Annotated in this window: 15 protein-coding genes; 13 read left to right on the forward strand and 2 right to left on the reverse strand. The window is 59.6% G+C overall.

Annotated features, from left to right (window positions below; all coding sequences use genetic code 11):
• Nucleotides 1–268, reverse strand: a 268-nt coding sequence (locus tag AC1DVH_RS10005) for a beta-ketoacyl synthase N-terminal-like domain-containing protein (protein ID WP_477753670.1), incomplete at its 3' end; no start/stop codon positions are given.
• Nucleotides 269–590: 322 nt separating this feature from the next.
• On the opposite strand from AC1DVH_RS10005, the gene AC1DVH_RS10010 reads away from it, so the two are divergent.
• Nucleotides 591–2156: a methyl-accepting chemotaxis protein gene (locus tag AC1DVH_RS10010; RefSeq protein WP_477753671.1), complete on the forward strand. Its 1566-nt coding sequence runs from the start codon at nt 591–593 to the stop codon at nt 2154–2156.
• A gap of 206 nt (nt 2157–2362) precedes the next feature.
• Here AC1DVH_RS10010 and AC1DVH_RS10015 read toward each other — a convergent pair whose 3' ends face one another.
• Nucleotides 2363–3040, reverse strand: coding sequence for an alpha/beta family hydrolase (locus tag AC1DVH_RS10015; protein WP_477753672.1), 678 nt, complete (start codon nt 3038–3040; stop codon nt 2363–2365).
• A gap of 95 nt (nt 3041–3135) precedes the next feature.
• Here AC1DVH_RS10015 and ccoN (AC1DVH_RS10020) point away from each other — a divergent pair, with 95 nt between their 5' ends.
• The 12 genes from ccoN (AC1DVH_RS10020) (at nt 3136) to AC1DVH_RS10075 (ending at nt 13067) form a co-directional block, all read left to right on the forward strand.
• Nucleotides 3136–4560 (forward strand): cytochrome-c oxidase, cbb3-type subunit I, encoded by a 1425-nt coding sequence (gene ccoN / locus AC1DVH_RS10020; RefSeq protein WP_477753673.1) that lies wholly within the window; start codon nt 3136–3138, stop codon nt 4558–4560.
• Between the two features lie 10 nt (nt 4561–4570).
• On the forward strand, nt 4571–5179 hold the full coding sequence (ccoO, locus tag AC1DVH_RS10025) for a cytochrome-c oxidase, cbb3-type subunit II (RefSeq protein WP_008020035.1): 609 nt from the start codon (nt 4571–4573) through the stop codon (nt 5177–5179).
• Nucleotides 5180–5182: 3 nt separating this feature from the next.
• Nucleotides 5183–5395, forward strand: coding sequence for a cbb3-type cytochrome oxidase subunit 3 (locus AC1DVH_RS10030; protein WP_477753674.1), 213 nt, complete (start codon nt 5183–5185; stop codon nt 5393–5395).
• Nucleotides 5392–6345 (forward strand): cytochrome-c oxidase, cbb3-type subunit III, encoded by a 954-nt coding sequence (gene ccoP, locus AC1DVH_RS10035; protein WP_477753675.1) that lies wholly within the window; start codon nt 5392–5394, stop codon nt 6343–6345. The genes AC1DVH_RS10030 and ccoP (AC1DVH_RS10035) overlap by 4 nt, the downstream gene beginning before the upstream one ends.
• 482 nt (nt 6346–6827) lie before the next feature.
• Nucleotides 6828–8270, forward strand: a complete 1443-nt coding sequence (ccoN, locus tag AC1DVH_RS10040) for a cytochrome-c oxidase, cbb3-type subunit I (RefSeq protein ID WP_046041350.1) — start codon at nt 6828–6830, stop codon at nt 8268–8270.
• Entirely contained in the window at nt 8270–8878 is a 609-nt protein-coding gene (gene ccoO / locus AC1DVH_RS10045; RefSeq protein WP_009042961.1) for a cytochrome-c oxidase, cbb3-type subunit II, read from the forward strand. Before ccoN (AC1DVH_RS10040) ends, ccoO (AC1DVH_RS10045) begins: the two co-directional genes overlap by 1 nt.
• A gap of 5 nt (nt 8879–8883) precedes the next feature.
• Entirely contained in the window at nt 8884–9069 is a 186-nt protein-coding gene (locus tag AC1DVH_RS10050; protein ID WP_003175465.1) for a CcoQ/FixQ family Cbb3-type cytochrome c oxidase assembly chaperone, read from the forward strand.
• On the forward strand, nt 9066–10043 hold the full coding sequence (gene ccoP, locus AC1DVH_RS10055; RefSeq protein ID WP_477753676.1) for a cytochrome-c oxidase, cbb3-type subunit III: 978 nt from the start codon (nt 9066–9068) through the stop codon (nt 10041–10043). The genes AC1DVH_RS10050 and ccoP (AC1DVH_RS10055) overlap by 4 nt, the downstream gene beginning before the upstream one ends.
• 187 nt (nt 10044–10230) lie before the next feature.
• Nucleotides 10231–10485, forward strand: coding sequence for a type II toxin-antitoxin system Phd/YefM family antitoxin (locus AC1DVH_RS10060; RefSeq protein ID WP_477753692.1), 255 nt, complete (start codon nt 10231–10233; stop codon nt 10483–10485).
• Complete coding sequence (locus AC1DVH_RS10065; protein WP_477753677.1) at nt 10485–10895, forward strand: PIN domain-containing protein; 411 nt, start codon at nt 10485–10487, stop codon at nt 10893–10895. Before AC1DVH_RS10060 ends, AC1DVH_RS10065 begins: the two co-directional genes overlap by 1 nt.
• 205 nt (nt 10896–11100) lie before the next feature.
• A complete protein-coding gene (ccoG, locus tag AC1DVH_RS10070) occupies nt 11101–12516 on the forward strand; it encodes a cytochrome c oxidase accessory protein CcoG (protein ID WP_477753678.1) in 1416 nt (471 codons plus the stop codon).
• An 11-nt stretch (nt 12517–12527) separates the two neighbouring features.
• Nucleotides 12528–13067 carry a FixH family protein gene (locus AC1DVH_RS10075; protein ID WP_477753679.1) on the forward strand — a complete coding sequence of 180 codons (540 nt, stop codon included), beginning with the start codon at nt 12528–12530 and terminating at the stop codon, nt 13065–13067.
• Nucleotides 13068–13137: the final 70 nt, after the last annotated feature.

A 13137-nucleotide genomic window follows, 5' to 3' on the forward strand; every position in this document is an offset into this window, starting at 1 on the left:
GTCCATGGTCCATGACCGCCGCTTCACGAGGAGAAATATTGAAGAATCCAGCATCGAAAGTAGAAATATCGCCCAGGGAACCGGAAGCAAACGTGTACGACGTTGCTGGGTTTGCCTTGTCCGGGTGCAGGAACTCGTCCTTGGACCAGCGAGAAAAGTCCGCTTGGGTAATAAAGCTCTGCCGGTCCAGTAGGTGCGGCCAAAAAGTTGCAGAAGTAGAGCCTGGAAAACGGAACGACGTCCCTATGATTGCAACTTTCTTACGCATTGCTACTTGCCCTATTCATCCCCATCCCTTTTCCAAAAGCTGAACAACAATCAAATTCCATTAATGTAAATGCAGGAAACCCGGCGACACCCTGGATGTTATGTACTGCTTGCTACCTGACCAAAAATAACGTCACGCGCAAAATAGCCGCGAATCATACGCGCCGGGTCCATTAAGGGAAACCTGAAAAGTTCAACCGCTGGGCAGGTCAATCCTTTCAACGCAGGGCGAATTTGAGACACACGTCAGGTTATTAAAAAAACATTCAATAAACCCGCGACGCAGCCGACAACTCTTGAAAGCCTTGCGGATTGAAAAAGCCATGCGTAACAACCAACCCACTACACAACGCGAACGGACCTTTCCGGCTCAGCAACGGTTGATTTCCACCACCGATGCCAAGGGCATGATCACCTACTGTAACGAGGCTTTCGTCGAAATCAGCGGGTTTTCCCGAGAGGAGCTGATCCGTGCACCGCACAACCTGGTCCGTCACCCCGACGTCCCGGCCGCGGTGTTCGCGCACATGTGGGGCACATTGAAACAAGGCTTGCCATGGATGGGCATTGTCAAGAATCGCTGCAAGAGCGGTGATCATTACTGGGTGAACGCCTATGTGACACCGATCTTCGAAGGCAATCAGGTGATCGGTTACGAGTCGGTGCGGGTCAAGCCCACTGCCGAACAGATCCGCCGCGCCGAAGCGCTCTACCAACGCATCAACCAGGGCAAGCCGGCCGTTCCCTCCTCGGATAAATGGTTGCCGATCCTGCAGGACTGGCTGCCGTTCATTCTGGTCAGCCAATTGAGCTTCATGATCGGTGCATCGCTGAACTCCCATTGGGGGTTTGCCCTGGCAGCAGGACTCTCGGTAGCACTGGGCCTGATGGGCCTTCAGTGGCAGCAGCGTGGCCTCAAGCGCTTGCTGCGCCTGGCCGAGCAGACCACCTCCGATCCGTTGATCGCACAGATGTACACCGACAGTCGCGGCGCCCAGGCGCGTCTGGAAATGTCCATACTCAGTCAGGAAGCACGCCTGAAAACCTGCCTGACGCGTTTGCAGGACACGGCCGAACACCTGACCGATCAGGCCAGGCAATCCGATGCCCTGGCGCACAACAGCTCCAGCGGCCTGGAACGTCAACGGGTCGAGACCGAACAGGTGGCCACCGCGGTCAACCAGATGGCCGCTACCACCCAGGAAGTCGCCAGCCACGTACAACGCACCGCCGATGCCACCCAGGAAGCCAATCGCCTGACCGGTCGTGGTCGTGACATCGCCGGGGAGACCCGCGAAGCCATCCAGCGCCTGTCGGTGGTGGTCGGTGAAACCGGCGTGACCGTGACCCAACTGGCCAAGGACAGCAACGAAATCGGAGGTGTGGTCGACGTGATCAAAGGCATCGCCGACCAGACCAACCTGCTGGCCCTGAACGCTGCCATCGAAGCGGCCCGTGCCGGCGAGATGGGTCGCGGTTTTGCGGTGGTGGCCGACGAAGTCCGTCAACTGGCGCAACGCACCAGCGAATCCACCGGGCAGATTCATGCGCTGATCGCCAAGCTCCAGCAAACCGCCAGTACTGCCGTGCAGACCATGGAAGCCGGGCATCGTCAGGCGGAAGAAGGCGTGGCGCGGGTACTGGAAGCGGACCAGGCACTGGTGGGGATCAGCGAAGCGGTGGCCAACATCACCGACATGACCACCCAGATCGCTGCCGCGACCGAAGAGCAAAGTGCCGTGGCCGAAGAAATCAGCCGCAACATCAGCAACATTTCGGACCTGGCGGACCAGACTTCGGAACAGGCGCAGAACTCGGCGTTGCTGAGTGAAGAGCTGACCAAGACTGCCAATACGCAATATTCGTTGGTGGAGCGGTTTAACCGCTGATAGAGGCTGGAGTGACAAAAAACCCGGACAGTGAACACTTCCGGGTTTTTTATTGAGCCTGTGAAAGTGATGTTGCCTGGTAGTCCCTCATCGCGAGCAAGCTCGCTCCCACAGGGTTTCGCGTTGTTCACGAAATCAAGCCACACCACACATCACTGTGGGAGCGAGCTTGCTCGCGATGGGGCCATCACAGCCTGCACAAAACCTCATCGAAGAAATGCGGCCACCTTCTGCGCCGCAGCCGCCAAATGCTGCTCATGGCTAAACCCGGAAGCCTTCAACGGCTTCAGATCATGATCCCCTGCCACCAGCCAGAACACCTCGATACCCGGCGATAGCGCATACCCCTCGACCGCCTCACGATTGCCCAGCGCATCGCGCTCGCCCTGCACGATCAAGGTTCGAGTCTTCAACCCCGCCAGATGCTCAACCCGCGGCTTCTCCGGTTTACCCACCGCATAGAACGGATACCCCAGGCACACCAGCCCATCCGCGCCCAATTCATCCACGAGCAAACTGGCCATCCGCCCGCCCATGGACTTGCCGCCGATGGCCAGCGGCCCAGTGACATGGCGTCGCACCTGGGCATACACCTCGCGCCAGCATTCCAGCAGTTTCGGCGCCGGGTTCGGCGGGCGTTTACCGCCGTCGATGCGCCGCTGCGCCATGTACGGAAACTCGAAGCGCAACACGTTGACGCCTTGAGCGGCGAGGCGTGCAGCCATGTCGCTCATCCAGTCGCTGTCCATCGGTGCGCCGGCGCCATGGGCGAGGATCAGCGTCGCCGCAGCCTTGCCAGCGGCGGCATTCCACAACCATCCATGATCCCGCACGCACTGCGCCCATTGAYCCCCGTCAATACYGGCCTTGTGCCCWTTGTTCATGCTTGCCTCGCTTTTAGTCTGCCTATAACTCCGGGCGAAGGGTGCGCTGCCTTGCGCGAGTGCGCTCACTTCGGCTGAACCGTGGATGGGGAACCATGAACACTTCTATCAGTACCGCCTACAACTACAAGGTGGTCCGCCAATTCGCCATTATGACGGTGGTGTGGGGCATCGTCGGCATGGGGCTCGGGGTTTTTCTCGCTGCCCAGTTGGTCTGGCCCGAACTCAACTTCAATCTGCCGTGGACCAGCTTCGGCCGCTTGCGCCCCCTGCACACCAACGCGGTGATCTTCGCCTTTGGCGGCTGCGCCTTGTTCGCCAGTTCGTTGTACTCCGTACAACGGACGTGCCAAACACGCTTATTTGCTCCCGCAGTTGCCGCATTCTGTTTCTGGGGCTGGCAGCTTGTGATCCTGCTGGCGGCCATCAGCCTGCCGCTGGGCTACACCAGCTCCAAGGAATACGCCGAGCTGGAATGGCCGATCGACATCCTGATCACCATCGTCTGGGTCGCCTACGCCATCGTGTTCTTCGGCACGATCATGCAGCGCAAGACCAAACACATTTATGTCGGTAACTGGTTCTTCGGTGCGTTCATCATCACCGTGGCGATTCTGCACATCGTCAACAACATGGAATTGCCGGTCAGCTTCACCAAGTCCTACTCGCTGTACTCCGGCGCTACCGATGCGATGGTGCAATGGTGGTATGGACACAACGCCGTAGGCTTTTTCCTCACCGCCGGTTTCCTCGGGATGATGTACTACTTTGTGCCGAAACAGGCCGAGCGTCCGGTGTATTCCTATCGCTTGTCGATCGTGCACTTCTGGGCGCTGATCACCTTGTACATCTGGGCGGGCCCACACCACCTGCACTACACCGCGCTGCCAGACTGGGCGCAGTCGCTGGGCATGGTGATGTCRCTGATCCTGCTGGCGCCGAGCTGGGGCGGGATGATCAACGGCATGATGACCCTGTCGGGCGCTTGGCATAAGTTGCGCAGCGACCCGGTCCTGCGCTTCCTTGTGGTGTCGCTGGCGTTCTACGGTATGTCGACCTTCGAAGGGCCGATGATGGCGATCAAGACGGTCAACGCCCTCTCCCACTACACCGACTGGACCATCGGCCACGTACACGCAGGCGCCTTGGGCTGGGTGGCGATGATCTCCATCGGCGCGCTGTACCACATGATCCCGAAAGTCTTCGGCCGCGAGCAGATGCACAGCATCGGCCTGATCAACGCGCACTTCTGGCTCGCCACCATCGGCACCGTTCTGTACATCGCCTCGATGTGGGTCAACGGCATCGCCCAGGGCCTGATGTGGCGTGCGGTGAACGAGGATGGCACGCTGACTTACTCCTTCGTCGAAACCCTGGTGGCCAGCCACCCTGGCTTCGTCGTGCGGCTGGTGGGTGGCGCGATCTTCCTCAGCGGCATGTTCCTGATGGCCTACAACACCTGGCGCACCGTGCGGGCCTCGCAGCCTGCCGCCGTCGCCGCTGCCGCGCAGATGGCCTGAGGAGTCCGCCATGAAACACGAAACTATCGAGAAAAACGTCGGCCTGTTGCTGCTGCTGATGATCCTGGCCGTGAGCATTGGCGGCCTGACCCAGATCGTCCCGCTGTTCTTCCAGGACGTGACCAACAAACCGGTGGAAGGCATGAAGCCCTACACCGCGCTGCAACTGGAAGGTCGCGACATCTATATCCGCGAAGGCTGCGTCGGCTGTCACTCGCAGATGATCCGGCCGTTCCGCGCCGAGACCGAACGCTACGGGCACTACTCGGTGGCCGGCGAAAGCGTCTGGGACCACCCGTTCCTGTGGGGCTCGAAACGCACCGGGCCGGACCTGGCGCGGGTCGGCGCGCGTTATTCGGATGACTGGCACCGCGCGCACTTGTACAACCCTCGCAACGTCGTGCCGGAGTCGAAGATGCCGGCCTACCCGTGGCTGGTGGCCAATCAGCTCGACAGCAGCCACACCGAAACCAAGATCAAGGCCATGCGCACCCTGGGCGTGCCGTACACCGACGAAGACATTACCGGCGCCGTCGCTTCGCTCAAGGGCAAGAGCGAAATGGATGCGCTGGTCGCCTACCTGCAAGTGCTCGGCACTGCGATCAAGAGCAAGAGGTGAGCCATGCCCATGTCTTTTATAGAGATCGAATTGAGCACTGGAATGATCCGCGGCCTTGGCACCGTCGTGGTGTTCGTGGCCTTTGTCGGCCTGACGCTGTGGGTATTCAACGGCAAGCGCGGCCCGGAATTCGCCGAAGCGCGCCTGCTGCCGTTCGCCGACGAACCACAACCCGACATCACTGAAGAACCTGTCACAAGGAGTACCCGGCCATGACCACCTTCTGGAGTACGTGGATCTGCGTACTGACCATCGGCAGCCTGATCGGCCTGACCTGGCTGTTGATCGGCACCCGCAAGGGTGAAACCAAGGGCAGTGTCGACCAGACCATGGGCCACAGCTTCGACGGCATCGAGGAGTACGACAACCCGTTGCCGCAATGGTGGTTCATGCTGTTCGCCGGCACCTTGGCATTCGCCGTCGGCTACCTGATCCTCTATCCGGGCCTGGGCAACTGGAAAGGCGTCCTCCCCGGCTACGAAAACGGCTGGACCGGGGTGCACGAATGGGAAAAGGAGATGGCCAAGGCTGACGGGAAGTTCGGGCCGATCTTCGCGAAGTTTGCGGCAATGCCCGTGGAAGAAGTGGCCAAGGACCCACAGGCATTGAAAATGGGCGGCCGCCTGTTTGCCTCCAACTGCTCGGTGTGCCACGGCTCGGATGCCAAGGGTGCGTTCGGCTTCCCCAACCTGACCGACAGCGACTGGCGCTGGGGCGGCAATGCAGAAACCATCAAGACCACCATCATGGGTGGCCGGATGGCGATGATGCCGGCCTGGGGTGAAGTCCTGGGTGAGGAAGGTGTGAAAAACGTCGCCGCGTATGTGCGCCATGGCCTGGCCAAGCTGCCATTGCCTGCCGACAGCAAAGCCGACCTGCAGGCCGGACAGCAAGCGTTCAGCACCACCTGCGTGGCTTGCCATGGGGCAAACGGCCAGGGCACTGAAGCCATGGGCGCGCCGAACCTGACGCACCCGGCCGGCTTCATTTACGGGACGAGCCTGACACAACTTGAGCAGACGATTCGGCATGGCCGCCAGGGCCATATGCCGGCGCAGAACGAACTGCTGGGCAGCGATAAGGTGCAATTGCTGGCCGCGTATGTGTACAGCCTGTCCCACAGTTTGAATACCGAGCGCCTGCAGGCTGAAGACAACCGCGAATAAATCCCGACCGCTCTGCTGCCGCATTCTCGCGGATGCGGCAGTTCCCTGCCCCTTTGCGACGCATTGTCGCACCCTCTGTGACTCTTTCTTTCGGATCCCAGGATTCGGGTCTAAGCTTCCCCCGATGCGGACTGGCCGGTGCCGGTTCCAGGTCGACCCTGAACGATGTGTTCGACGAATCTGCCCGATGACAGGCCGCAAAGGCTGGTAGATACCGGCTGTCGCACCAATTGCCTTCGGTCAGCCAAACGTTGCGTTTGAACACACCCCGTTACATCCGACCTGACCCCCTCGCCTGATCAGTCCGCCGGGATGTTTTGCCCGCGGGCAATTTTGTCCTTACGCGGCGCATGGAAAGGCCGCAGAATCAGCTTTTGAAAGCATTGACCCAGGTCATGGCGCGTTGCAATGACCCCTTGCTTTCTCCATACTTGCGGCCGATTTTTAATCCTAATAAAACACCCAAACCGTGGAACCTTAGAATGAGCACAGCAATCAGTCCGACTGCTTATAACTATAAGGTAGTCCGCCAGTTCGCCATCATGACGGTGGTCTGGGGGATCCTTGGCATGGGGCTCGGTGTCTTCATTGCCTCGCAACTGGTCTGGCCGGAGTTGAACTTCGGTCTGCCATGGACGAGCTTTGGACGCCTGCGCCCATTGCACACCAACCTGGTGATTTTCGCCTTCGGTGGATGTGCACTGTTTGCCACTTCTTATTACGTCGTGCAGCGAACCTGCCAAACGCGACTGATTTCCGACAGCCTCGCCGCCTTCACCTTCTGGGGATGGCAAGCGGTGATCGTCGGCGCGATCATTACCTTGCCGATGGGTTTCACCACCACCAAGGAATACGCGGAGCTGGAATGGCCCCTGGCTATTCTGCTGGCCATTGTCTGGGTCACCTACGGTCTGGTGTTCTTCGGCACCATCGTCAAGCGCAAGACCAAGCACATCTATGTGGGTAACTGGTTCTACGGCGCGTTCATCGTCGTGACAGCGATGCTGCATATCGTCAACCACATGTCGCTGCCGGTCAGCCTGTTCAAGTCCTACTCGGCCTACTCGGGCGCGACGGACGCGATGATCCAGTGGTGGTACGGCCACAACGCCGTGGGCTTCTTCCTGACCACCGGCTTCCTGGGCATGATGTACTACTTCGTGCCGAAACAGGCCGAGCGTCCGATCTACTCCTATCGTTTGTCGATCGTGCACTTCTGGGCACTGATCACCCTGTACATCTGGGCCGGTCCCCACCACCTGCACTACACCGCGCTGCCGGACTGGGCTCAGTCCCTGGGCATGGCGATGTCGATCATCCTGCTCGCGCCGAGCTGGGGCGGCATGATCAACGGCATGATGACCCTGTCGGGCGCCTGGCATAAGCTGCGCACCGACCCGATCCTGCGCTTCCTGGTCGTCTCCCTGGCGTTCTACGGCATGTCGACCTTCGAAGGCCCGATGATGGCCATCAAGACCGTCAACTCGCTGTCGCACTACACCGACTGGACCATCGGCCACGTACACGCAGGCGCCTTGGGCTGGGTTGCGATGATCTCGATCGGCGCCATCTACCACATGATCCCGAAACTGTTCGGTCGTGCGCAGATGCACAGCACCGGCCTGATCAACACCCACTTCTGGCTCGCGACCATCGGTACCGTGCTCTACATCGCCTCGATGTGGGTCAACGGCATCACCCAGGGCCTGATGTGGCGTGCAATCAACGACGACGGCACCCTTACCTACTCGTTCGTCGAAGCGCTGCAAGCCAGCCACCCGGGCTTCATCGTCCGTGCCCTGGGCGGTGCGTTCTTCGCCACCGGCATGTTGTTCATGGCCTACAACGTATTCCGTACCGTACGCGCCTCGAACCCGGCTGAAGCCAAAGCCGCCGAACAGATTGCCGTAGTTGGAGCTCACTGATGAAGCATGAAGCAGTCGAGAAGAATATTGGCCTGCTGGCCTTCTTCATGGTCATCGCCGTCAGCATCGGCGGCCTGACCCAGATCGTTCCGCTGTTTTTCCAGGATGTCACCAACAAGCCGGTCGAGGGCATGAAGCCCCGCACCGCCCTGGAACTGGAAGGCCGGGACGTTTATATCGCCAACGGTTGTGTCGGCTGCCACTCGCAGATGATCCGTCCGTTCCGTGCCGAAACCGAACGCTACGGCCACTACTCGGTCGCCGGTGAAAGCGTCTGGGACCACCCGTTCCTGTGGGGTTCCAAGCGTACCGGTCCGGACCTGGCCCGTGTCGGCGGCCGTTACTCCGATGACTGGCAGCGTGCGCACTTGTACAACCCGCGCAACGTAGTGCCCGAGTCGAAAATGCCGGCCTACCCGTTCCTCGTGGAAAACAAGCTCGACGGCAAAGATACCGCAAAAAAAATGGAAGTCTTGCGCACGCTCGGCGTCCCTTACACCGACGAAGACATCGCCGGCGCCAAGGATGCTGTGAAGGGCAAAACCGAAATGGACGCGCTGGTGGCCTATCTGCAAGGCCTGGGCACCATCATCAAAAGCAAACGGTGAATTGGATGGATATCGGGATGATTCGTGGCCTAGGCACCGTTGTCGTGATGGTGGCCTTCATCGGACTGGCACTGTGGGTGTTCAGTCCCAAGCGCAAGTCGGAGTTTGAAGACGCGACCTTGCTGCCTTTCGCGGATGATCCCGAAGCCATCAAGCACGTCGAGCAAGCTTCTAGGAGTAACAAAGAATGACTACATTCTGGAGTCTGTACGTCACAGTCCTCAGTCTCGGTACGATCTTTTCCCTGACCTGGCTGCTGCTGTCGACCCGCAAGGGCCAGCGCGCAGAGCAGACGGACGAGACAGTCGGGCACTCCTTCGACGGGATCGAGGAGTACGACAACCCGCTGCCGAAATGGTGGTTCATGCTGTTCGTGGGCACCATCATCTTCGCACTGGGCTACCTGGCGCTGTATCCGGGCCTGGGTAACTGGAAAGGCCTGCTGCCGGGTTACGGCTACCTCGACAACGAGAAGCAGACCCCGTTCGCCAACGGCCAGACCGGCTGGACCGGCGTTCACGAGTGGGAAAAGGAAATGGCCAAGTCGGACGCCAGGTTCGGTCCGATCTTCGCCAAGTTCGCTGCCATGCCAATCGAAGAAGTGGCCAAGGACCCGCAAGCCCTGAAGATGGGTGGCCGCCTGTTCGCCTCCAACTGCTCGGTTTGCCACGGTTCCGACGCCAAGGGCGCCTATGGTTTCCCGAACCTGACCGACGCCGACTGGCGCTGGGGCGGCGAGCCGCAAACCATCAAGACCACCATCATGGGCGGTCGTCACGCCGTGATGCCTGCATGGGCTGAAGTGATCGGCGAGCAAGGCGTGGCCGACGTGGCCGCGTTTGTCCTGACCAACCTCGATGGCCGCAAGCTGCCGGAAGGCACCAAGGCCGACCCGGTTGCCGGGCAGAAACTGTTCGCCACCAACTGCGTGGCGTGCCACGGTCCGGAAGGCAAAGGCACGCCAGCGATGGGCGCACCCAACCTGACTCACCCGGCAGCGTTCATCTACGGTTCGAGCTTCGCTCAACTGCAACAGACCATCCGTTACGGCCGTCAGGGCCAGATGCCTGCGCAAGAACAGCTGCAAGGCAACGACAAGGTTCACCTGCTGGCCGCTTACGTCTACAGCCTGTCTCACGGTGAGAAGGCAGCGGACGCCGAGTAAGGCAAACGCTTGAAGCAACAAAAAAAACGGCCCCGCCAATGTGAATTGGCGGGGCCGTTTTGTTTTTTCAGCGCTGATCTCTAGCGTACGGCGACCAATGGTAATGCCCTATGCCCTCTCTGAGGTTGTGGGGCGACACGCATAGTAGTAACGTTTCTACAAAGCAGCTTCAGGAGGGCCAACCATGATGGCCATCACCACAATTTCCAGCCGCGAATTCAACCAGGACACAAGTGGTGCCAAAAAAGCCACTCGCCAGGGGCCTGTTTTCATCACCGACCGAGGCAAACCGGCCCATGTACTGCTAAGCATTGAGGACTACCAAAAACTGACCGGCACCCACGCCGACATCGCCGAACTGCTGGTCATGCCAGAAGCAGTCGATATCGAATTCGAAACCGAGCGTGCCGTGATCAAACATCGCCCTGTGGATCTGTCCTGATGTTTCTACTCGACACCAACGTAATTTCCGAACTACGCAAACCCCAGGCTGATGCGAACGTCGTTGCGTGGGCCAAAAGTGTCATCGCTCCACGCATGTTCATTTCGGCTATTACCTTGAAGGAGCTGGAAACAGGCGTTCTACGAATGGAGCGTCGGGATCCCGCCCAAGGGAAAGTCTTGCGCACTTGGTTGAAGCATCACGTTATGCCAGCCTTCGACGCCCGAATCCTTCCGGTCGATGCCGCCGTAGCGATTCGCTGCGCCAGTCTGCATATCCCCGACAGAGCCAATGAAAGCGATGCCTTGATTGCTGCCACGGCGCTGGTTCATGGTTTGACGGTGGTCACACGCAATGTCGCAGACTTTCAGTCCAGCGGTGTACAACTGATCAACCCATGGGTCGAATGACCGGCGACATGCGTAAAACCGCCCATAATTCCCAAGTCAATTGATTCAAGTCATTACACCATCAAATGAATTTGCCAAACGTGACCAAAGGTCGCACCCGCAGGCTAGAGCGACAGGCGTATCATTGAGCCACTGCAACACCCCTTTTTGACCGCGGTCGGCACGTACTGACCGAGGCACTCTTCCACTGCCGTGGGATGCGATGATGAGCAACCAGATACCGGTACACGACGTCACTCCACCTGCCAAGAACGCGAACAACAGCGTCGACCTCTACGCCTCCAGAGAAAAAATCTACACCCGCGCCTTCACCGGCTTGTTCCGCAATCTGCGGATGACCGGCGGTGCCATGTTGTTTTTGCTGTATTTCGGCACGGTGTGGCTGAACTGGGGCGGTCATCAGGCCGTCTGGTGGAACCTGCCGGAGCGCAAGTTCTTCATTTTCGGCGCCACCTTCTGGCCCCAGGACTTCATTCTGCTGTCCGGCATGTTGATCATCGCCGCGTTCGGCCTGTTTTTCATCACCGTGTACGCCGGCCGGGTCTGGTGCGGCTATACCTGCCCGCAAAGCGTCTGGACCTGGATTTTCATGTGGTGCGAAAAAGTCACCGAAGGTGACCGCAACCAACGCATCAAGCTCGACAAGGCGCCGATGAGCGCCAACAAGTTCTTGCGCAAACTCAGCAAGCACACCCTGTGGCTGCTGATCGGCTTCGTCACCGGCATGACCTTCGTCGGCTACTTCTCGCCGATCCGCGAACTGGTGTTCGACTTCTTCACCGGCCAGGCGGATGGCTGGTCGTACTTCTGGGTCGGCTTCTTCACCCTCGCCACTTACGGCAACGCTGGCTGGCTGCGTGAACAGGTGTGCATCTACATGTGCCCGTACGCGCGCTTCCAGAGCGTGATGTTCGACAAGGACACCCTGATCGTYTCCTACGATCCGCGCCGTGGCGAAAGCCGTGGCCCGCGTAAAAAAGGCATCGACTACAAGGCTCAGGGCCTGGGTGACTGCATCGACTGCACCATGTGCGTCCAGGTCTGTCCGACCGGTATCGACATCCGTGACGGCCTGCAAATCGAATGCATCGGTTGCGCCGCCTGCATCGATGCCTGCGACGCCATCATGGACAAGATGGAATACCCGCGCGGGCTGATCAGCTACACCACCGAGCACAACCTGTCCGGGCAGAAAACCCATAAACTGCGCCCGCGCCTGATCGGCTATGCCGTGGTGCTGCTGGCGATGATCAGCTTGCTGGCGACGGCATTCTTCATGCGTGCGCTGGTGGGTTTCGATGTCAGCAAGGACCGCGTGCTGTACCGCGAGAACGCCGAAGGCCGGATCGAAAACGTCTACAGCCTGAAAATCATGAACAAGGACCAGCGCGACCATATCTACGTGCTCGAAGCCTCTGGCCTGCCGGATCTCAAATTGCAGGGCCGGCGCGAGATCAAGGTCGCGGCCGGCGAGATCGTCAGCCAGCCTGCCGAGCTGTCCGTCGCGCCGGAAAAACTGCCGTCGAGCACCAACGAGGTGAAATTCATCCTCAAGGATGCCGATGACGACAGCGTCCACATCGAAGCCAAGAGCCGGTTCATCGGCCCACAAAATCGTTGAGAGAACTGAACATGCCCGCAGCAACTGCCGCAAGCCCCTGGTACAAGCACCTCTGGCCGTGGATCATCATCGGGATCCTGGCCTGCTCGGTGGCCCTGACCTTGTCCATGGTGACCATCGCGGTGAACAACCCGGACAACCTGGTCAACGACAACTACTACGAGGCTGGCAAAGGCATCAACCGCTCCCTCGACCGTGAGCTGCTGGCCCAGACCCTGAAAATGCGCGCCAGCGTTCATCTCGATGGCGTGACCGGCGAGGTTGACCTGCGCCTGAGCGGCGAGAGCCAGCCCAAGACCCTGGAGCTGAACCTGATCTCGCCGACCCAGCCGGAAAAGGATCGCAAGATCATCCTGGCCCGCAGCGAAACCGAACAGGGCCGCTACATCGGCCAGTTGAGCGACAAGATCGAAGGCCGGCGCTTTATCGAGTTGCTCGGCACCCAGGACGAGCACATCTGGCGCATGTTCGAAGAAGAAATGGTCAGCCATGACAAGGACCTGCTGCTGGGTGACGAACCGCTGCAAGGTGCCGAAGACCTGAAGAAATAAAGCCGCGCTTCGCGCATCGCGAGCAAGCTCGCTCCCACAGTTGATCAGCGCCATGCTCAGATCCTGAGTA

This window comes from Pseudomonas sp. P4_C3 (assembly GCF_056402075.1).